Origin of the sequence: Paracidovorax avenae ATCC 19860, assembly GCF_000176855.2 — a bacterium.
Lineage (GTDB): Bacteria > Pseudomonadota > Gammaproteobacteria > Burkholderiales > Burkholderiaceae_C > Paracidovorax > Paracidovorax avenae.
In genome coordinates this window covers 395,709-415,705 of sequence record NC_015138.1, presented here as the reverse complement: position 1 = coordinate 415,705, position 19,997 = coordinate 395,709, and the positions used below count along the sequence as shown (strand labels likewise).

The 19,997-nt window shown below is 68.5% G+C and carries 19 protein-coding genes; 11 read left to right on the top strand and 8 right to left on the bottom strand.

Translation table 11 applies throughout. The features are described 5' to 3' along the window. Positions 1–33 precede the first annotated feature (33 nt). The 4 genes from ACAV_RS23950 to ACAV_RS01800 all read left to right on the top strand — a co-directional run bounded on the left by ACAV_RS23950 (position 34) and on the right by ACAV_RS01800 (position 3,765). On the top strand, positions 34–696 hold the full coding sequence (locus tag ACAV_RS23950) for a DUF8616 domain-containing protein (protein WP_013592881.1): 663 nt from the start codon (positions 34–36) through the stop codon (positions 694–696). After that, complete coding sequence (locus tag ACAV_RS01805) at positions 696–1,394, top strand: hypothetical protein (RefSeq protein WP_157768816.1); 699 nt, start codon at positions 696–698, stop codon at positions 1,392–1,394. The genes ACAV_RS23950 and ACAV_RS01805 overlap by 1 nt, the downstream gene beginning before the upstream one ends. A 60-nt stretch (positions 1,395–1,454) precedes the next feature. Further along, on the top strand, positions 1,455–1,610 hold the full coding sequence (locus ACAV_RS24425; protein WP_013592879.1) for a hypothetical protein: 156 nt from the start codon (positions 1,455–1,457) through the stop codon (positions 1,608–1,610). Between the two features lie 769 nt (positions 1,611–2,379). Further along, positions 2,380–3,765 (top strand): hypothetical protein, encoded by a 1,386-nt coding sequence (locus tag ACAV_RS01800; RefSeq protein ID WP_013592878.1) that lies wholly within the window; start codon positions 2,380–2,382, stop codon positions 3,763–3,765. A 5-nt stretch (positions 3,766–3,770) separates the two neighbouring features. Here the strand turns inward: ACAV_RS01800 and ACAV_RS01795 are convergent, their stop codons facing one another. The 4 genes from ACAV_RS01795 to ACAV_RS01780 all read right to left on the bottom strand — a co-directional run bounded on the left by ACAV_RS01795 (position 3,771) and on the right by ACAV_RS01780 (position 7,505). After that, positions 3,771–4,436 (bottom strand): ABC-type transport auxiliary lipoprotein family protein, encoded by a 666-nt coding sequence (locus ACAV_RS01795; RefSeq protein ID WP_013592877.1) that lies wholly within the window; start codon positions 4,434–4,436, stop codon positions 3,771–3,773. Positions 4,437–4,517: 81 nt separating this feature from the next. Beyond that, positions 4,518–5,498, bottom strand: coding sequence for an MlaD family protein (locus tag ACAV_RS01790; protein WP_013592876.1), 981 nt, complete (start codon positions 5,496–5,498; stop codon positions 4,518–4,520). After that, positions 5,498–6,373 (bottom strand): ABC transporter ATP-binding protein, encoded by an 876-nt coding sequence (locus ACAV_RS01785; RefSeq protein WP_013592875.1) that lies wholly within the window; start codon positions 6,371–6,373, stop codon positions 5,498–5,500. The genes ACAV_RS01790 and ACAV_RS01785 overlap by 1 nt, the downstream gene beginning before the upstream one ends. 4 nt (positions 6,374–6,377) lie before the next feature. Beyond that, a complete protein-coding gene (locus tag ACAV_RS01780; RefSeq protein WP_013592874.1) occupies positions 6,378–7,505 on the bottom strand; it encodes an MlaE family ABC transporter permease in 1,128 nt (375 codons plus the stop codon). A 318-nt stretch (positions 7,506–7,823) separates the two neighbouring features. Here ACAV_RS01780 and ACAV_RS01775 point away from each other — a divergent pair, with 318 nt between their 5' ends. Next, a complete protein-coding gene (locus ACAV_RS01775; protein WP_013592873.1) occupies positions 7,824–9,518 on the top strand; it encodes a GMC family oxidoreductase in 1,695 nt (564 codons plus the stop codon). A gap of 302 nt (positions 9,519–9,820) precedes the next feature. Beyond that, entirely contained in the window at positions 9,821–10,579 is a 759-nt protein-coding gene (locus tag ACAV_RS01770; RefSeq protein ID WP_013592872.1) for a sulfite exporter TauE/SafE family protein, read from the top strand. Here ACAV_RS01770 and ACAV_RS01765 read toward each other — a convergent pair. Then, a complete protein-coding gene (locus tag ACAV_RS01765; protein ID WP_041828508.1) occupies positions 10,569–11,492 on the bottom strand; it encodes a LysR family transcriptional regulator in 924 nt (307 codons plus the stop codon). The genes ACAV_RS01770 and ACAV_RS01765 overlap by 11 nt on opposite strands. Before the next feature lie 121 nt (positions 11,493–11,613). Here ACAV_RS01765 and ACAV_RS01760 point away from each other — a divergent pair, with 121 nt between their 5' ends. From ACAV_RS01760 to ACAV_RS01740, 5 genes are all read left to right on the top strand, one after another. Further along, a complete protein-coding gene (locus ACAV_RS01760; protein ID WP_013592870.1) occupies positions 11,614–13,002 on the top strand; it encodes an L-serine ammonia-lyase in 1,389 nt (462 codons plus the stop codon). Positions 13,003–13,216: 214 nt separating this feature from the next. Beyond that, positions 13,217–13,984: an ABC transporter substrate-binding protein gene (locus ACAV_RS01755; protein ID WP_013592869.1), complete on the top strand. Its 768-nt coding sequence runs from the start codon at positions 13,217–13,219 to the stop codon at positions 13,982–13,984. 62 nt (positions 13,985–14,046) lie between these two features. Then, entirely contained in the window at positions 14,047–14,829 is a 783-nt protein-coding gene (locus tag ACAV_RS01750) for an amino acid ABC transporter permease (RefSeq protein WP_013592868.1), read from the top strand. Beyond that, positions 14,826–15,584 (top strand): amino acid ABC transporter ATP-binding protein, encoded by a 759-nt coding sequence (locus ACAV_RS01745; protein WP_013592867.1) that lies wholly within the window; start codon positions 14,826–14,828, stop codon positions 15,582–15,584. Before ACAV_RS01750 ends, ACAV_RS01745 begins: the two co-directional genes overlap by 4 nt. Positions 15,585–15,589: 5 nt before the next feature. After that, on the top strand, positions 15,590–16,483 hold the full coding sequence (locus ACAV_RS01740) for a DMT family transporter (RefSeq protein ID WP_013592866.1): 894 nt from the start codon (positions 15,590–15,592) through the stop codon (positions 16,481–16,483). Positions 16,484–16,504: 21 nt separating this feature from the next. Here ACAV_RS01740 and mrdA read toward each other — a convergent pair whose 3' ends face one another. The 3 genes from mrdA to mreC are packed head-to-tail and all read right to left on the bottom strand — an operon-like array spanning position 16,505 to position 19,918. Then, positions 16,505–18,451 carry a penicillin-binding protein 2 gene (gene mrdA, locus ACAV_RS01735; RefSeq protein WP_013592865.1) on the bottom strand — a complete coding sequence of 649 codons (1,947 nt, stop codon included), beginning with the start codon at positions 18,449–18,451 and terminating at the stop codon, positions 16,505–16,507. 31 nt (positions 18,452–18,482) lie between these two features. Next, entirely contained in the window at positions 18,483–19,001 is a 519-nt protein-coding gene (mreD, locus tag ACAV_RS01730; protein ID WP_013592864.1) for a rod shape-determining protein MreD, read from the bottom strand. Then, positions 18,998–19,918, bottom strand: a complete 921-nt coding sequence (gene mreC, locus ACAV_RS01725) for a rod shape-determining protein MreC (RefSeq protein ID WP_013592863.1) — start codon at positions 19,916–19,918, stop codon at positions 18,998–19,000. Before mreC ends, mreD begins: the two co-directional genes overlap by 4 nt. Positions 19,919–19,997 lie beyond the last annotated feature (79 nt).

Here is a 19,997-nt window from a genome sequence, read left to right as displayed (position 1 = left end):
TCCATGCACATGCACATGGGGAGGAAAGACCGGATGTCGCTTGCCTACTGGTTCCGGGAGGGACCTGCGGAGCCCATCGAGAATGGGCGGATTCAGTATGGACCGGGGAAGGGGTTGCCCAAGCTGGTGTTCGAAGGGCTGGATGACTCGCGGAAATTGGTGCAAAAGATCGCGACCATCGATCCCATCCGCAAAAAGATCATCCTCATCCAACCTGGAGACAAAGCTCTGTATCTATCGGGGTTGAGAGAACGAGGCGTCGAGGGATATCTTTATCTTTTCGCCCACGCGACCGCGCACCGCCTGCAGGGAGTCACGAACATTGAGGAAATCGCCCGGACCATCCGTACCAGCGGCATATGGCACAGGCAACCCATTTTGATAGACGCATGCAATGCAGGAGCAGTTCCTGACGGCGTTGCAAGTGCATTGGCCAGAAGCTTGCTCACCCACGTCACCGCGCCCACCACAACCACCTGGAACCAAGCGTTCGGAGGCCCCGCCATTGGCCAAGGCGCCTTCGAGAAGCTACCTGGCGTGCTCGAACGCCTGGCTGTCCCCAACCTTCTGCGCCCGGGACAATGGCGAACCTGGGGCCCGGATGGCGAACCCATCGCTACCACCCGTACGTCACCACGCGATGCCGGCGGCCCCGTCACTGGCCGGTCGGCCCGAGAGATGCTGAGGAAACAATGATGCTTCGATGGTGGAGACGCCTTGGATACGGCGCCAAATGGCTCGTGCTCATCTCAATACTGCTGGGTATCTACACCGTCTGGTGGTGGGCCGACAGTGCACGGTGTGGCCAGCAGGACGAGTACTCGTATCACGGCATCTGCCTGATGCAGATAAAAGAGCGGGCCGAGCGGGGGGATAACGCTGCGCAGTGGGCCTATGGAAGTTATCTCGAAACAGAAAGCCAGGAATCGGAAGCTCGCATCTGGCAATTGCGTGCAATGCACGGTGCCCGGGAAGGCCTGGATCTGCGTGGGGAAATGCTTGGCTATTGCGACCGGATTCCTGGCTTCGACGCACGCACAGTGGAAGGGATCATGCTGCGCATCGCGCAGAGCAGCCCCGATGCACATCTACGCCTTCTCCAACTTTATATATACCCTGGCTGCGGCGCTTTCAATCTCGAGAAGGCCAGTGCACAGATTCCGTTGTTGACCCAGTGTGCACACCTGACTCTGGTGGATTATCTGAACCGTGCCGAAAGTGCCCACCACCGCGTGTTACAGCCCACTCGCGAAGCTATCCGTTCGAACATGGCCATTTGCGAACGCGAACTGGCCAGCCCCCCCCCGCCGGGCAGCACCGTGCGCGAATTCATGCCGGTGCGGAGGGCAAGCCTGGATGCATTGGCACATGCACTGGCAACGCTGGGCGAATAAATGCCAATGCCGGAAGGCTCTTCGATACATCGGCATCAAAGGAGCCGCGTCAATACTGGCATGGCAATGCTTTTGCTACTGATCGGCATCTACACCGCCTGGTGGTGGATCGACAGCGCGCGCAGCTGCGAAACGCAGGATGAATACAACCTTCGCGGCATCTGCCTCATGCGGATACAGGAGCGTGCCGAAAAGGGCGACAACGCCGCTCAATAGAGCTACGCCAATATGGCGCTCTGCAACAAGGAACTGGCAGAGCAACCCCCCTCCAGACACGACGGTGCAGGAATTCCTTCCAGTTCGCAGGCAGGACGTCGAAGCGCTGCTGCGCCGCATCGCGGCGCTGGCGCAATGACTTAGCGCCCCATCTGCGCCCCCACTGCGCCACCTCCTGCGACGCCTGAGCGGCCCCTCGGCCATGGCGAGCGTGCCGCCGCGCGGGTGTTGGCCGTGGGGGCGGGGCTCCGCTGGATGATGAAGACGCGACGGCGCAAGCCGAGCCGGTCGCGCAGGGCCCGCTGCACGAGCCCACGAGGCCCTGCGCGTCGTGGCCGGGTTCGGCGTTGATCCGGTCGAGGTCGATGCTGCCCATGGGAGCGCGTGGGCTCCGTTCCCGCGCTGCGGCTCTATTTTTCGTGTATCGATGGACTGGTACGCAGGCTGACTGGGCGATGCGCCTTCTGTCCCCCAAGATTTTCCATTTGCTGCGGAAAACATCGTGGAATATCGTATCAATCGTCAGGCACGCGCCACGGGCTCATCCTCCCGTGGAACCAATGATCTCGAGCAGAACGCGGCGCCTGCCGTCCCGGCGGGTCGCCATGCCGGGCACATCCAAGTCCCGGGGCTGGATGGATTGCCACGCAGAAGAGTGACGGGTGACGATCCTGCGCCTCCCCTTGACCGAGAGGCACTGCCCGCCAGGCATTCGGCGTCGATAGACCGCCCCGCCAGGCCGGCCCAAGGGCACCGGCCTCACAGGGCCATGTTCTTGATCATCAAACACCTGTCGTTCCTGTCCACCCACAGCACCCCAGGCGACGCCCAGGCCGCATCGGGAGTCTCCGGAAATGGCGTTGTCTTCTCACGCTCGAAGAAGGCGTTGGGAGGCAGCGACGTCGGAATGATCGGGAAGATCGATGGCGAGGAGCATCTTGTCAAGACAGGAATCTCGCGAAGCTTGTTGGGCCAGGCGGTTGCACTTTGTGCGAAAGGGCAAATTGCCGAAGCGAACAAGCGCCTGGGGTACATCGTCAGTGCCTGGGACAGGCTTGTGGAGGGTGGCACCGCGAAAGGGGCCCTGGAACGGGAGCTGACAGATGCCTTCCATGGCTTTCTCCAAAGCGGGAAAGGAAGAAAACTGGCGGAGAAAGCGAAGGTGGACGAGCTGGACATCAACGATGTCAGCGACATTCATGCGAGCCTCGTCCGCGCAGATCCAACGTTGAGAAATCCCCTCGGCATACCGGTCATTTTCGATGCCATCAACGTGGCGGCCGCACAGGACATGGTCAATGCCTTGCAGGGTACCTATCTCGCAAAGCACCATATCCCGGACTCGTCCCTGCTGACCGTGGAGAACAATGTATTGATCGCTTCGCGGCTCGTTTCGGACGCCACGCCGCTCGATGTCTTCCTGACCCAGCCTTTTCTTCCGGATGGCGTTTCGCTCGCGGACGCAAAACGTGCTGCGTCGCTCATCAAGGCAGCCGCTGCCGGAAACCGGGCAGGACCGGATGAGGTCGCACGGGCGCAGGCACTGGTCGCACGGATCAACGATCCCGCCAATCTCCACTCGGGCCGGCGGGCACTGAGCGAGACATTGCAACAGCAAGGGCTGGACGGACTGTTCATGTCGCTGCTGACCCGGTTAACCCTGGGGGAATCGTCCGATCTGGGGCCGGACAACATGCTGGTTGTCCCTGGCGCAGACGGCCGGCACCAGGTCGTGAACATCGATGTCACGGGGTTCCGCTACGACCGGGAGAAAGACGCCACGTCAAGTTCGCAGGATCCGGTGCGGCATGGCTGGGGAAAGGTCATCGAGAACCCCGGGCTGGCGCTGAACGTGCTGCTCGACCGGAGTGTGCTGAACAGCCGTTATGCGAAAGGTCTCGATCCGGTGCACGAGGCCGTCGTCGATTGCATGCGCGAAGCACTGCACCAGAACGCCACGCCCGAAGCGGCGGCGGTGAAGCGCTGGTATGCCGCACTCGACGTTGGCAGATCCACCGCATCGCTTCTTTCGTTGCGCCAAGGTTTGGGGCATCTTTCAGGATGCAGCTGGATGCCGGACGCCGACCTGGTGGACCGGGTGTTGGCTCGCAATGCCTCGTTCATCGACAACATCGTCCAGAAATCCAGGACGTGACCCGCCTACCGCCCCATCTGCTCCACCCACTGCGCCACCTCCTGCGACGCCTGGGCGGCCGCCTCGGCCATGGCGAGCGTGCCGCCGCGCGCGTCGGCAGTGGGGGCCGGGCGCTGGATGACGAATACGCGCTGGGCGACGAGCTTCTCGCCGGCCTGGGTGGAGTCGGCGAGCGAGGCACGCAGCCGCAGCACGCCGGTGCTGGCCTTGGGCGCCTGGAAGACCTGGCTGAACTCCTCGATCTCGACGCGCAGCACCGCGGGCGGTTTGCCGGTATCGACGAGCTGCGATGCGCCTTCGTCGCCCATGAGCACGGGGCGGCGCAGGCCGAGCTGGTCGCGCAGGGCCTGCTGCACGAGCTGCGCGGGCGGCTGGCTCCAGCGTGCCTGGCCGTAGGGGCGCAAGTGGCGCGGATCGTCGTAGGCCAGGCGGTACAGCACGGCGGTGCTGCCCTCGACCGGCCCCGCGACGGCCACCTCCGGCAGCGCGATGGGCGGTAGCGGCGCACCGCGCTCTGCAGGCGCTTGCGCCAGCGGGCCGGGACCGAAGTCGTACACGTCGGCCCGGGGCGGTGGCGCGGGCAGGGCGGAGCAACCCGCCATGAGCGCTGCGGCCGCAAGGGCGACGGCCCAGAGGCCGCGGGCCCGGGGAGTGACTGCGTGGTGTGCCATGTCGTTCCTCGTCATGTCCATGGATGCGGTGGAAGGTGCTGCAGTGCGTGCATGCAGGTGCCCGGGTGGACGACCTGCGCCTTAGGGAGCCGCGGTGGCAGGCGCCTCGAATCCGGGCTCGCCGGGGCCGCCCGCCGAACGGCCGGGCCCGTAGATGAGCGATTGCGGGTTGTCGCTGAAGCCGCTGGCCGCCCGGCCCAGACGGCGCGCAGCGCGCGAAGTCTCGTCGGCGGCGTGGTTCAGGCGCGGGAGCGTCACGCGGCCGAAGCGGTCCGCGGCCTGCGAGAGCGATTGCGAGCTGTCGGCGATCTGGTCCAGCGGCCCGCCTTCGGCGCTGAGCTTGCGCACGGCGGCCTTGACCTCGTTGGCTGCGTCACCGGCGTTGTTTCCCGCCTGCCGCAGCGCCTTGAGCGTCTCGCGTGCATCGCTCGCCACGCCCGGCACCGAGGCCAGCGCGGGGTCGAGACGCTGCTCCACGGTGGCATCGAGCCGCTTCATGAGCGCATTGGCGCTGCCTGCGGCCTGGCCGAGGTTCTCCAGCGCCAGGGAGAAGCGCTTCTGGTTCTCGTCGCCCAGCAGGTCGTTGATGCGATCGGTCGCCTGCTGCACCTGCGCGAGGATGGCGGGGCCCTGCTCCGCGAGCTGGCTGAAGGGGGAACTCTTGAGGGGCAGCCGCGGCAGGCCGCTCGCCCCGCGGGGAAGCGCCGGCTGCGGTCCGTTGCCGTCATCGAGCAGCACGTGGGCCAGCCCGGTGACGCCCTGGTAGCCCAGGACCGCGAAGGTGGCCGGGGTGACGGGCGCCTGGTCATTGACGGCGATCCGGATGAGCACATTGCCCGGCACGTCGGGATCGAAGCCGATGCGCGTGACCTTGCCCACGGCGACCCCCTTGTAGCGCACGGCGGCCTGGGGCTGCAGGCCGCCCACGCTCTCGCGGGTGGACAGCTCGTAGAGCTGGTAGCTCGCCCGGTCACGCGTGAGCCACAGGCCCAGCCCCGCCAGCAGCGCCGCCACGACGACCACGAAAATGCCCGCGGCCAGGGCATGGGACTTGTTTTCCATCAGGCCTCCTGTCCCGGGGCGGCGGCAGGCGGCACCGACGGCGCGGGCGCCATCGCGCGGCGGCCGCGCTCCCCGAGGAAAAAGTGTTGAATGAACGGATGCTCGAAGCGGGTCACCTCCTGCGGCGTGCCGCTGGTGATGACCCGCTTTTCCGCGAGGACCGCGACACGCGTGCTGAGCGCGAAGAGCGTGTCCAGGTCGTGCGTGACCATCACCACGGTGAGGCCCAGCGCGGCATGCAGCTCGCGCAGCAGTTCGCAGAATTCGTCGGAGCTGTTCGGGTCGAGGCCCGCGGTGGGCTCGTCGAGCAGCAGCAGCGGCGGATCCATGATGAGCGCGCGCGCCAGTGCCACGCGCTTGATCATGCCGCCGGAGAGGTCGGACGGGCTGCGCGTGGCGTGTTCGGGCTTCAGGCCCACCATGCGCAGCTTGACCATGGCGGCATCGCAGATCAGCTCCTTGGGCAGGGTGCCCTGCTCGCGCAGCGCGAAGGCGACGTTGTCCAGCACGCTGAACGCCGAGAACAGGGCGCCGTGCTGGAACAGCATGCCCACGCGGCTCGCGGCGCCCGCCCGGCCCATTTCGGAGGCCGGCCGGCCCAGTACGGTGACGCTGCCTTTGGCCGGACGGGTGAGGCCCAGCATCTGCCGCAGCAGCACGGTCTTGCCGGTGCCCGAGCCGCCCACGAGCGCGAGGATCTCGCCGCGGCGCACCGTGAGGTCGAGGTTCTCGTGCACCGCGAAGGCTTCGTCGCCTTTGCCGAACACGGTGGACAGCCCCTGGATCTCGACCACGGGCGGCGCGTCCTTCGGCGGCGGCTCGGGGGCGGCTGCGGGACCCGTGGCGATGGCGTCTGCTTCTGCTTCGCTCGTCATGCGCTCAGATCCCCAGGTTCTTGAACGCGATCGCGAAGAGCGCGTCCACGATGATGACCATGGTGATGGCGTTCACCACCGAAGCCGTGGTGCCCTCGCCCAGGCTCTGGGTGTTGGGCTTCACGCGCAGGCCCCAGTGGCAGCCGATGAGGGCGATGCCGACGCCGAACACCACCGACTTGCCCATGGCGAGCACGAGATTGGAGAAGCCCACCGCATTGGGCAGCGCCTGCACGAAATAGGCAGGCGAGACATTCATGGCGATGTCGGCCGCGAGCATGCCGCCCGCCAGGGCGCACAGCGTGGTCCAGACGGCGATCAGCGGCATGGCGATGGCGAGGGCCACCGCGCGCGGCATCACCAGCCGGAAGCCGTGCGGTATGCCCATGACGCGCATCGCATCCAGTTCTTCGGTGACCCGCATGACGCCGATCTGCGCCGTGATGGCCGAGCCGGAGCGGCCCGCCACGAGGATGGCCGCCAGCATCGGGCCCAGCTCCCGGATCAGCGAGATGCCCAGGATGTTGACGATGAAGGACTCGGCCCCGAACTGCCGCAGCTGCAGGCTCATGAGGTAGGCCAGCACCACGCCGATCAGGAAGCCCACGATGGCCGTGATGGGCAGGGCCGTGGCACCCATTCGGTAGAGGTGGCCCGAGATGTCGCGCCAGGGCGCGCGGCGCGGTGCGCGCACCACCCGGACCAGGTCGATCATCAGCTGGCCCACCAGCTCCAGCAGGTGCCGGCCGTGGCCGAGGGCGCTGAGCACTTTCACGCCGAGCCGATCGACCTCCTCGGCCAGGCGCCAGGGCGATTCGGGTGGCCGGCGGGTGACGGTGTATTCGGCCACGCGCTCGAGCATGTCGCGCTGCGCGCCGTCCACCGAGAGGCGTTCGGGCCACTCCCGTCCCCAATGGTTCCAGAGCAGCTGCGCGCCCACGTGGTCGAGCCATTCGACGCCGCGCAGGTCCCACCCCAGGCCGGCCGCGGGCGGCGTTTTCGCCAGCTGCGCCGACAGGGCCTTCCAGGCCGGCCGCGTGCCCAGTTCCGCAGCGCCCCAGCGGCCGAGCAGCGCCGCGACCGGCCCTTCGGGGGTGTCCGTGCGTGTGATGCGTGGCTGGCTGTCGCTCATGGAGGGGAAACGGGGCCGGATCGGGGCGGAAGGGGCTGGCAGGATGCGGTGGCGTTGAAAGGGCGGAGAAAAAACGCCGCGAAAAACGGCAACCGGATGTTAGCGGAGCGCGGCGCGCCGCACGCGTCAGCGCAGAGCCCGTCCGTATGGCGGAGCGCGGCGGTTGAAATTTCTTCAAAACCGGCATGCGACCAACAGGGATGGCGCAGCAATGCTATCGAACCAGGAGCAGCAGGTGTTTCCCTATCGACAGCACGGCACCGCTGCGCACAATGGCCGGGCCCATTGCCGCACCGCGGCGTCCCCGCCCTCCCTTCCATGAGCGACACCACTTTCGACACCATCGTCATCGGCGGCGGCACGGCCGGCGCCCTGCTGTGCAACCGGCTGAGCGCCGACCCGCGGCACCGCGTGCTGCTCGTGGAGGCAGGCCGCAAGGACGACTACCACTGGATCCACATTCCCGTGGGCTACCTCTACTGCATCGGCAACCCGCGCACCGACTGGCTCTACCAGACCGAACCGGACGAGGGCCTGAACGGCCGCAGCCTGCGCTACCCGCGCGGCAAGACCCTGGGCGGCTGCAGCAGCATCAACGGCATGATCTACATGCGCGGGCAGGCACGGGACTACGAGCAGTGGGCGGAGATCACCGGTGACGACGCCTGGCGCTGGGAATCCGTGCTGCCGGCCTTCCGCCGCCACGAGGACCACTGGCGCCTGGACCGCCCCGACACGGCGAGCGAGGCGTTCCGGCGGTTGCATGGCAGCAAGAGCATCGGGGGCGGCGGCGAATGGCGGGTGGAGCGCCAGCGCCTGCGCTGGGACGTGCTGGACGCCTTCGCCCTCGCGGCGCAGCAGGCCGGCATCCCGGCGACCGACGATTTCAATGGCGGCAGCAACGAGGGCGTGGGGTATTTCGAGGTCAACCAGAAGAACGGCTGGCGCTGGAACACCGCCAAGGCCTTCCTGCGGCCCACCTGCTATGGCCGCCCCAATTTCGAGATGTGGACCGGCGCGCAGGCCGCCCGGCTGCTGCTGGAGACCCTGCCGGACGGCACCAGCCGCTGCACGGGCGTGGAGGTGTGGAACGGCAGCGAGATGGTGACCGCGCATGCCGCCCGCGACGTGGTCCTGAGCGCGGGCGCCGTCAATTCGCCGCAACTGCTGCAGCTCTCGGGCATCGGCCCGGGAGAGTTGCTGCAGTCGCATGGCATCCCCGTGGCGCACGACCTGCCGGGGGTGGGCGGCAATCTGCAGGACCACCTGCAGATCCGTGCGGTTTTCAAGGTGAACGGCGTGCCCACGCTCAACACGCTGGCGGGCAACCTGTGGGGCCGCGCGCGCATCGGGCTCGAGTACGCCCTGAAACGCACCGGCCCGATGAGCATGGCGCCTTCGCAACTGGGGGCCTTCACCCGCAGCGCACCGGAGCAGCCGCACCCCAATATCCAGTACCACGTGCAGCCCCTGTCGCTCGATGCGTTCGGCGAGCCGCTGCACACGTTCCCGGCGTTCACCGCCAGCGTGTGCAACCTCAATCCCACGAGCCGCGGCACGGTGCGCATCCGCAGCCCCCGCTTCCAGGACGCGCCCGCCATCGCGCCGCGCTACCTGAGCACGCCGGAGGACCGGCAGGTGGCCGCCGATTCGCTGCGCGTCACGCGCCGCATCGTGGCGCAACCGGCACTGGCGCCCTACCGGCCCGAGGAGTGGAAGCCGGGCCCGCAATACCAGACCGACGAGGAACTCGCGCGCCTGGCCGGAGACATCGCCACCACCATCTTCCATCCCGTGGGCACCACGCGCATGGGCGCCGACGGAGACCCCGCCGCCGTGCTTGACGCGCGGCTGCGCGTGCGAGACGGCCGGGGCGGCACGATCGCGGGCCTGCGGGTGGTGGATGCGGGCGCCATGCCCACGATCACGAGCGGGAACACCAATTCGCCCACCCTGATGATCGCGGAAAAGGCGGCCGAATGGCTGCGCGCCGAAGCCCGGACCGGTGGCTGACACGCAGCCGGCCACGGGCCGGTGCACCATCGCGGCCTCCGGCAGGCCACCTTCGCGCACCGCCATCGCGCATGGACGATCTGCGGGAAACCCCCAATGCACCAGCGGGGTGCGGGAGTTACATTGCAGTTACCCGATGGCGCGCACGCCGCGCCACGAGGGGGCCGAGGAGACAAACTCGAACTCGAAAACATATTCCAAGCATCCCCTACAAGATGCCCTGTTTCCACAAGCGCCGGTGATCCCGGCGCTTTTTTTTGCCCGCCAGCTATTGAAACGATAGCGGGTGAGACAATCCGGGGATGGAATGGATCATTGTTTCGCTGGCTTCGCTGCTGGCCGGTTTCGTGGACGCCATCGTGGGCGGCGGCGGGCTCATCCTGGTGCCCGCCCTGTTCGCCACCTTCCCCAACGCGCCGCCGGCCACCCTGCTGGGCACCAACAAGAGCGGCTCGATCTGGGGCACCGCCATCGCCACCTGGCAGTACAGCCGCCGCGTGCAGATACGCTGGCAATCGCTGCTGCCGGCCGCTGCAGCGGGCTTCGCGGGAGGGTTCGCCGGGGCGTGGACGGTCACCGTGGTGCCGGTGGACTTCCTGCGCCGGATCCTGCCCTTCATCCTGCTCGCCGTGCTGCTCTACACCCTGGCGCGCAAGGATCTCGGCAAGCACCATGCGCCGCGCTTCGAGGGTGCCGCCGAGACCCGCGTGGCCTGCCTGATCGGTCTCGCGATCGGGTTCTACGACGGCTTCTTCGGCCCGGGCACGGGCAGTTTCTTCGTGTTCCTGTTCGTGCGGCTGCTGGGCTACGACTTCCTGAATGCCTCGGCCTCGGCCAAGCTGCTCAACCTCGCGACCAACGTCGCCGCGCTGATCCTGTTCACGGCCAAGGGCCAGGTGTGGTGGCACTTCGCGCTGCCGCTGGCGGTGGCCAATGTGGTGGGCAGCGTGCTGGGCACGCACATGGCGATGAAGCACGGCACGGGGTTCGTGCGCGGCATCTTCATTCTCGTCGTGGGGGCGCTGATCCTGAAGACCGGCTATGACGGATTCATGAGGTGACATCGCCTGCAGGGCGGGACAGGCGTTCCGCCGCGCGCACGATCTCGTCGATGAAGACCTTCACGGCCGGGTGGTCGCGCTCGCCGCGCCGGAAGGCGACGGAGATCTCCCGGGCGACGGCCGGGCGCAGGGGCACGGCGCGGGTGCCGGGCAAGGGGCGCAGCAGGCGCAGTCCGGGCACCACGGTCACGGCGCAGCCGGCGCCCACCATGGCGGACACCACCTCGAAGCCGAGGGCGCGCACGTCCATGCGCGGCTCGAAGCCTTCCGCGAGGCAGAGGTTGCGCACGAACTCGCCGAAGCTGCTGGAGGCGGCGTCCATGGCCCAGGGCTCGTCCCGCAGGTCCGCCACGCCCAGCCACGGACGGGCCGCCAGGGGATGGGTGCCAGGCAGCAGGACGTGCAGCGAATCCCGGGCCAGCGCCACGAAGCCGTATCCGTCCTGCCGCCGGTCCCGGCGCAGCGCGAGGTGGTCGATGAGCGCGATGTCGGCGCGCCAGGAGCCGAGCGCTGCCAGGCCGTCCGCCGGCTCCATTTCCTCCACGGCCAGGCGCAGGCGCGGATAGGCAGCCCGCAGCGCCTGGATCGTCTCCGGCAGCAGCGCCGAGGCGATCGACGGGAACGCCGCCACGCGCAACTCGCCCGCCAGTTCGCGGCGCAGCAGCGCCAGCTCGGACTTCGCCTCGTCCAGCACCGCCATCAGGCGCTCCGCGTGGCGCACCAGCGCTTCGCCGCCGGGCGTGAGGCGCACGCCGCGTCCCTGGCGCTCGGTCAGCGCGATGCCTGCCTCCGCCTCCAGCTGCGCGATCTGCTGCGAAACGGCCGAGGGCGTGAGGGCCAGCGCCTCGGCAGCCGCGGCCATCGTGCCGCAGCGGGCCAGTTCGCGCAGGGCGCGCAGGCGGTTCATGTCCATGGGGTCCCGGCTTTCGCAAATCGACAGAATCGCTAATGTATTCCCTCACGAAAGATCAGTGGACCTGGAGAAACTTGTTGCCTACGCTGTGCGCCCATCCGCAGCATTGCACTCCGCTCCCATGGCCATCAGCGTCTTCGACCTCTTCAAGATCGGCATCGGGCCGTCCAGCTCCCACACGGTGGGGCCCATGCGTGCCGCCCGCCTGTTCACCCACGCCCTGGAACACCAGGGCCTGATGGCCGCCACCGGGCGCGTGGAGGCGGAGCTGTACGGCTCGCTGGGCGCCACGGGCAAGGGCCACGGCAGCGATACCGCCGTGCTGCTGGGCCTCGCGGGGCACGAGCCCGACACGGTCGATGTGGACCGCATCGGCGGCTACGTGGCGGATATCCGCGCTGGCGGGCGCCTGCCGCTCGCAGGCCACCACCCGATCGCCTTCGACGAACGGCGCGACCTGCGCTTCTACGCCCTCAAGACCCTGCCCTTCCATGCCAACGGGCTGCGCTTCGCGGCGCACGCCGCCTCCGGGGAGCTGCTGCACGAGGCCACCTACTACTCCGTGGGCGGCGGCTTCGTGGTGAGCGAGGCGGTGGCAGCGGACGGATCGCGGCACAAGGTGGTGGCGCCCGACCCGTCGGTGCTGCCGCTGCCCTTCGGCGACGCGGCCGACCTGCTGCGCCTCACGGCCACGCACGGCCTGGACATCGCCGGCGTGATGCGCGCCAACGAGCGGCACTGGCGCACCGATGCGGAGATCGACGCCGGCCTGCTCGCCATCTGGCGCACCATGCAGGCCTGCGTCGAGCGCGGCTGCCGCACCGAGGGCCTGCTGCCCGGAGGGTTCAAGGTGAAGCGACGCGCAGCCGCACTCGTGCAGCGGCTGGGAACGTTCGATCCGCGCCCGGAAGACCCGCTTCGGGTGCTCGACTGGGTGAACCTCTGGGCGCTGGCCGTCAACGAGGAAAACGCCGCCGGCGGCCGCGTGGTCACCGCCCCGACCAACGGCGCCGCCGGCATCGTGCCGGCCGTGCTGCACTACTACGTGCACACGGCGCCCGGTGCCAGCGATCGCGGCGTGGTGGACTTCCTGCTCACGGCCGGGGCGATCGGCATCCTCTACAAGCAGAACGCGTCCATCAGCGGGGCGGAAGTCGGCTGCCAGGGCGAGGTGGGCGTGGCGTGCTCGATGGCGGCGGGTGCGCTGTGCGCGGCGCTGGGCGGCACGCCGGCCCAGGCGGAGAACGCGGCGGAGATCGGCATGGAGCACCACCTGGGGCTGACCTGCGACCCGGTCGGCGGGCTGGTGCAGATCCCGTGCATCGAGCGCAACGCCATCGCCTCGGTCAAGGCGATCAACGCGGCGCGCATGGCGCTGCATGGCGACGGTACGCACTTCGTGAGCCTGGACCAGGTCATCAAGACCATGCGCGAGACCGGCGCCGACATGCTCACCAAGTACAAGGAGACGGCCCGGGGCGGCCTGGCGGTGAACATCGTGGAGTGCTGAGCGCCAGGGCAGGTCCGCTTCTTGCTCAGCCGTGTAGCCGCTCCATGCGGCACCGGACCATCCGCATTTTCGAGGGGGCATGGGGCCATGCCCCGTCTTTATAATGTGTCCACTCCGTGACGCCCGACCCCGGGCGGCGGGTCCACCATGTCCGGCTTCGCCACACGCCAAGCCGGATTTTTTGTACCCTGTCCCACCCCACCAGGAACCGCAGATGAAGATTCTCAAGACGATGGCCACCGCCGCCGTGGCGCTATGCGCAGCCTTCTCGGCACAGGCCCGCCCGATCGACGCCATCCAGAAGGACGGCAAGATCATCATCGCCACGGAGGGGCAGTTTGCGCCCTTCAACTATTTCAAGGGCACGGAGCTCACGGGCTTCGAGGTCGAGGTCGCCAACCTGGTGGCCAAGAAGATGAATCTGAAGGTGGAATGGAAGACGCTGGGCTTCGACGCCCTGCTGACCGGCCTCGCGCAGGACCGCTGGGACGTCGCCATCGCCTCGCACGGCGTGACGGAAGAGCGCTCCAAGGCCGTCACCTTTGCCACGCCCCACTACTGCTCCGGCGGCATGGTGATTTCCATGGACCCGGCCATCCGCGCGGGCAAGGACCTCGCCGGCAAGGTGGTGGCCGTGCAGACCGGCACGAGCTACCTGGAGAACGTGAAGAAGGTGCCCGGCGTGAAGGACGTGAAGAACTTCCCGACCGACGTGGATGCCCGCAGCGCTCTCACCTCCAAGCGCGTGGACGCCTGGGTGACCGACAAGTTCGTCGCCAAGGAAGTCGCCGCCAAGAACCCCAAGGCCGGCCTGAAGCTCGGCGACATGCTCTTCATCGAGAAGATTGCCCCGGCCGTGGCCAAGGGCAACACCGGCCTGGCCGATGCCTGGAACAAGGCCTTCGCCGAGATCCTGGCCGACGGCAGCTATGCCGCCGTGTCGAAGAAGTACTTCAACGAAGACGTCCGCTGCGCCCCCTGATCCCTGACCGCCGGCCGGCGCCCTGAAACGGGTGCACGGCCGGCCTTCCGGACGCTTTCTCCATGCTCACCGCTCTTTGGCCCCGGCACTGGAGCCGCCAGCAGCGCAGCAATGCGACGCTGGTCTCGGCCCTGGTGCTGATGGTGCTGGCCCTGGCCCTGCTCGGCCAGGCCCTCTCCTTCCTCCCCGACCCCATCGGCCCCAACGCGCAGGCCTTCGCCGACGGCGCGCGCACCACGCTCTGGCTCACGCTCGTGAGCGGGTTCTGCGGCCTCGTTCTCGGCACCGGCGCAGCCCTGGCCCGCACCGCGCGCTGGACGCCGCTGCGCTGGGTGTCCCGCTTCTACATCTGGGTGATCCGCGGCACGCCGCTGCTGGTGCAGATCCTGTTCGTGTATTTCGCGCTGCCGGTGCTGGTGCCGGGGCTCAACCTGCCCGACTTCGCCGCCGCCGTGGTGGCGCTGGGCCTGAACGTGGGCGCCTACAACTCCGAAGCCATCCGCGCAGGCCTGCTGGCCGTGCCGCGCGGACAGACCGAGGCGGCACGCGCCCTGGGGCTGTCGCGCACGCATGTCTTCTTCGACGTGGTGTTCCCCCAGGCCTTCAAGATTTCGCTGCCGCCGCTGGTGAGCAATTTCGTTGCGCTGCTCAAGGACTCTTCGCTCGCCTACGCGATCGGCGTGGTGGAGCTGACCAACGTGGGCAACCGCATCCAGTCGGCCACGTTCCAGCCGATCGCCACGCTCTCCACGGTGGCCATCACCTACCTGCTGCTGACCACGCTGGTGACCCAGGTCTCGAACGCCATCGAGCACCGCTTCGACGTGGAGGGCCGCGCCCAATGAACCGGCCGCACACCACCATCGCCACGCCCTACATCGTGGCGGAGAACGTCTGCAAGGCGTTCGGCACGCACCAGGTGCTCAAGGATGTCTCCACCGTGTTCAACACGGGCGAGGTCACCGTGATCATCGGCGCCTCCGGCTCGGGCAAGTCCACGCTGCTGCGCGCCATCAACCGGCTGGAGCCGCACGACAGCGGCCGCATCACCATCGGCGGCGTGGAAGTCACCGACGACCAGCGCGTCCTGCAGCAACAGCGCAGCGAGGTCGGCATGGTGTTCCAGCAGTTCAACCTGTTCGGCCACATGAGCGTGCTCGACAACGTGACGCTCGCGCCGCGCCGCATCCACCGCACGCCGCGCACCGAGGCGAACGAACAGGCCCTGCAGCTGCTGCGGCGCGTGGGCCTGCGCGAGCATGCCCACAAGTACCCCTGGCAGCTCTCGGGCGGCCAGCAGCAGCGCGTGGCCATCGCCCGCGCGCTGGCCATGCGGCCCAAGGTGATGTTGTTCGACGAGCCCACCTCCGCCCTGGACCCGGAAATGGTGCAGGAAGTGCTGGACGTGATGCGCGAACTCGCGCGCGGCGGCATGACCATGATCGTGGTCACCCATGAAATGGGCTTCGCCCGCGAAGTGGCCGACCGCGTGATGTTCTTCGACCAGGGCCGCATCGCGCACGATGCGCCGCCGGCCGAGTTCTTCGCCAACCCGGCCAACGACCGCATCCGCGCCTTCCTGGGACGCATGGGCAGCTGACCGCCTTGCGCTCCGAACGCCAGGGCCTGCTGGCCCTCCTTCTCGTCACCATGGTCTGGGGAACGACCTTCCCCGCGATGAAGATGCTGTCCGCGCACCTGGACGCGCTGCAGATCATCTGGATGCGCTTCGCCATCGCGCTGGCCGTGCTCAGCCCGATGTGGCGCGGCATGCGCCGCGCCGAGTTCGGCTGGGGGCTGCTGCTGGGCGCCCTCCTGTTCCTGGCGTTCTGGCTGCAGATCGAGGGGCTGTCGCGCACCAGCAGCAACCGCAACGCCTTCGTCACCGGCCTGAACGTGCTGGTCGTGCCGCTGCTGGCCATGGCCGTGCTGGGCCGGCGCTACGGGTGGGCCCTGTGGGCCGCCTGCGGCATGGCACTGGCGGGCATGGGCCTGATGTTCCACGAGAACGAACCCTGGAACCTGGGCGATACCCTGACCCTGGCCAGCACGGTGTTCTACGCCATCTACATCCTCGCGCTGGAGGAATGCGCGCGCCGCACGGCCGCGACGCCGCTGCGGGCCACGCGCATGGCGGCCATGCAGGCGCTGGTGATGTTCGGCGCCGCCACCGTGCTGGTGGGCGTGCGCCATGGCGGCTATGCCACGTCGGTGGCGCAGGTCGCGCAATTGCCGGGCGATGCGTGGGCCGCGGTGGCCTACCTGGGGGTGGTGGCCAGCGTGCTGGTGGTCACGCTGCAGGCGTGGGGCCAGCAGCGCGTGGATGCCATGCGCAGCGCCATCGTCTTCGGCCTGGAACCGGTGTTCGCGGCGCTCACGGCCTGGGCGCTGATCGGCGAACGCCTGGGCTGGACCGGCGTGTGCGGGGCGGCCCTCATCGTCGGCGCGCTGATCGCCAGCCAGTTGCAGCCGCCGCGCGCGCCGCAGGCCGCCGGCTGACAGGCCGCGATCGCCTTTCCGTCAGGGCGCGGGAGCCGTGACCTGCACGTCGGCCGCGCGGCGCGGCGTGCCCATGGGCGCGCCGGCCTGGCCCTTGGCGACCGCCGCCAGGTCCTGCTCGTTGGGGTAGTCGCCCTGCAGCCAGTAGTCGAACACCCGGCGCACGATGGGCGCGGCGGCCGCGGCCCCGAAGCCCGCGTTCTCCACGATCACCGCGACGGCGATGCGCGGGCTCTCGGCCGGCGCGAAGGCGGCGAACAGGGAATGGTCACGCTGGTGCTCTTCCAGCAGTTTGGCGTTGTATTTCACGTTCTGCCCGAGGCTCACGGCCTGGGCGGTGCCGGTCTTGCCGGCCGCGGTGTAGGGAGCCCCGGCGAACACGCGCGTGCCCGTGCCGGCCTTGATCACCGCCGTGAGCCCGTTGCGCACGATCTCGAGGTTCTTCGGCGAGTAGCCCAGGTTCTCGCCCGGTGGCTGCTGCACTTCCGTGACCGCGCCGGTGACCGTGTCGCGCACGGCCTTCACGAGGTGCGGGCGGTAGCGGATGCCGCCGTTGGCGAGCGTCGCCTCGGCCGAGGCCAGCTGCAGCATGGTGAAGCTGTTGTAGCCCTGCCCGATGCCGAGCGACACGGTCTCGCCGGAGTACCAGCGCTTCATCTCCGGGCGCTTGTAGGTATTGCGCTTCCACTCGGTGCTGGGCAGCACGCCGCGCACCTCGCCATTGAGGTCGATGCCCGTGATCTGGCCGAAGCCCAGCGGCTTCATGAAGTCGTGGATGGTGTCCACGCCCATGTCCACGGCCAGCGAGTAGAAGTAGGTATTGCTGGAGAACTGGATGGCGCGCACCATGTCCACCCCGCCCAGGCCGCCTTCATGGCTGCGGAACGTGTGGCCGCCGTAGGTATAGAAACCCGGGTCGTTGTACACCTGCGTGGGCGAGCGCTTGTTCAGCTGCAGCGCGCCGAGCGCCATGAAGGGCTTGTAGGTGGAGCCGGGCGGATAGGTGCCGCGCAGCGCGCGGTTGAGCAGCGGCTTGTCGATGGACTCGTTGAGCGCCTGCCAGTTCTCCGAATCGATGCCTTCCACGAACAGGTTCGGATCGAAGGTGGGCTTCGATACCAGGGCGAGCACTTCGCCGTTGCGCGGATCGATCGCCACCAGCGCGCCGCGGCGGTCGCCGAACATGTCCTCCACCAGCTTCTGCAGCTTGATGTCGAGCGACAGCATCACGGTGTTGCCCGGCGTGGCCGGATGGCTCGCGAGGCGCCGCACCGCGTGGCCGCCGGCCGAGGTCTCCATGCGCTCCACGCCGGTCTGGCCGTGCAGCGTGGTCTCCTGGCTCTGCTCGATGCCGAGCTTGCCGATGTGGTCGGTGCCGCGGTAGTTGGCTGCGTCCTCGGAATCCTCGATGCGCTCCTTCTCGCGCTGGTTGATGCGGCCGATGTAGCCGATGGCGTGGCTGCCGACGTCGCCCAGCGGGTAGTTGCGGAAGAGCCGGGCCTTGATGTCCACGCCCGGGAAGCGGTAGCGCTGCGCGGTGAAGCGCGCGACCTCCTGGTCCGACAGGCGCGTGCGGATCGGCAGCGACTCGAAGCTGCGCGACTCCTCCATGAGCCGCTTGAACCGGCGCCGGTCGCGGGCGTGGATCTCCACGACCTTGGCGAGTTCGTCGATCGTGTCCTCCAGGCCATCGACCTTCGAGGGCGTGATCTCCAGGGTATAGGCCGAGTAGTTGGTGGCCAGCACCACGCCGTTGCGGTCCTGGATGAGCCCCCGGTTGGGCACGATGGGAACGACCGCGGTGCGGTTGCTCTCGGCCTGGTCGGCGAGGTCTTCGTGGCGCACCACCTGCAGCACGAGCAGGCGCGCCACGATCAGGCACATGGCAAGCAGCACCACGAGGCCCACGACGAAGACGCGCAGGCGGAACCGCGAGAGATCGGCCTCGGTGTTGCGCAACTCGGTCATGTCGGAAGGGCGGAGGAAAACAGAAGGCGCCTTACAGCGGCCGGTTCTCGTCGCGGTCGGGCGGGCGGCGCTGCGGCGCGAGCAGCACCCAGCTGGCGAGCGGCCACAGCAGGGCCTCGAGCACCGGGGCGATCAGCCCCGGCAGACCGGGCAGGATGCCGCCCGAGACCATGCGCACCAGCAGCTCGATCGCATGCGCGGCCAGGAACAGGGGCAGCACCTGCAGCGCCTGCGAGAACGGGCTGAACCACAGCAGGCGCCGGTGCAGGTAGATCGCGCCGAACATCATGGCGCAATAGGCCAGCGCATGCTGCCCCAGCAGCGCGGTCTGGTAGACGTCCATGCACAGGCCCATGGCGAAGGCGACGGCCATGCCCACGCGCTGGGGCTGGTGCACGCCCCAGAAGACCAGCAGCACCATGACGAGGTCGGGCGTCCACACCACGCGCCCGAGCGGCAGCATGTTGAACGCCAGCGCCACCAGCAGGCTGGCCGCGATGAAGGCGGGGCGCACGGGCAGCAGCAGCTGCTCGCCGCGGGGCATGATCATCGGCGGCCTCCCTTGCGGGCCGGCGCGGGCTCGGCGGCGGGAGGCCGCTCGGGCAGGCCGGTATCGAGCGGCTGCAGCACCATGACGTGGCGGGCGCCCTGCGCCTGCGCCAGGGGCGCGCAGTAGATGCGGGCGAAGGCGGAATCGGCCCGGCGCTCCACGCGCACGATGCGGGCCACGGGCAGGCCCGGCGGATAGAGGCCGTCCACCCCGCTGGTAGTGAGCAGGTCACCCTCCTGCACATCGGCATTGCTGGGCATGAAGCGCAGCTCCATCCCGCCGCCGTGCGCGATGACGGGGTCGCCGTAGGCCACGCCACGCGCGCCCGTGCGCAGGTTCATGACCGGAATGGCCTGGTCGCGGTCGATGAGCAGGGTGACCTCGCTCAGCAGCGGATGCACCCGGGTCACCTGGCCGAGCATGCCCGATTCGTCCATGACCGGGGAGCCGAGCACGATGCCGGCCATCTGGCCCTGGTCGATCATCACCCGGCGGGTATAAGGGTCTGCGGCGTCGTAGATCACCTGCGCGGCCTTCGCGGGCGTCTGCAGCCGGTCGCGCAACTGCAGCAGCTTGCGCAGGCGCTCGTTCTCCTGCAGGAGCTGCTCGGCCTGGTTGGCCCGCTGGGCCATGGCCACCATGTTGCGCCGCGCGGTATCGACCTCGGCCTGGGCGGATTCCATGGTGCGCAGGTAGGCCATGCCGCCGCCCACGAACTCCACGGGCTGCAGCATCACCCACTGCACCGGGTAGAGTGCCACGGCGATGGCCTTGCGCAGCGGCTCGGTGACATGGAAGCGGGCGTCCGCCACCATGAGAAAGAGCGCCAGCGCGCCGCACAGCGCAAAGCGGGCGCGCGGCGACGGGCCCTGCTTGAAGAAAGACGGCGCGGTCCGTTCGAGGGTACCGATGGGCATGGCGGTAGGGAACAGCCGCAGGGAATGTCAGGAGGAACGGTGCCGCGCGAGCACGGACGCAGTAGAGAACGCGGCGCCA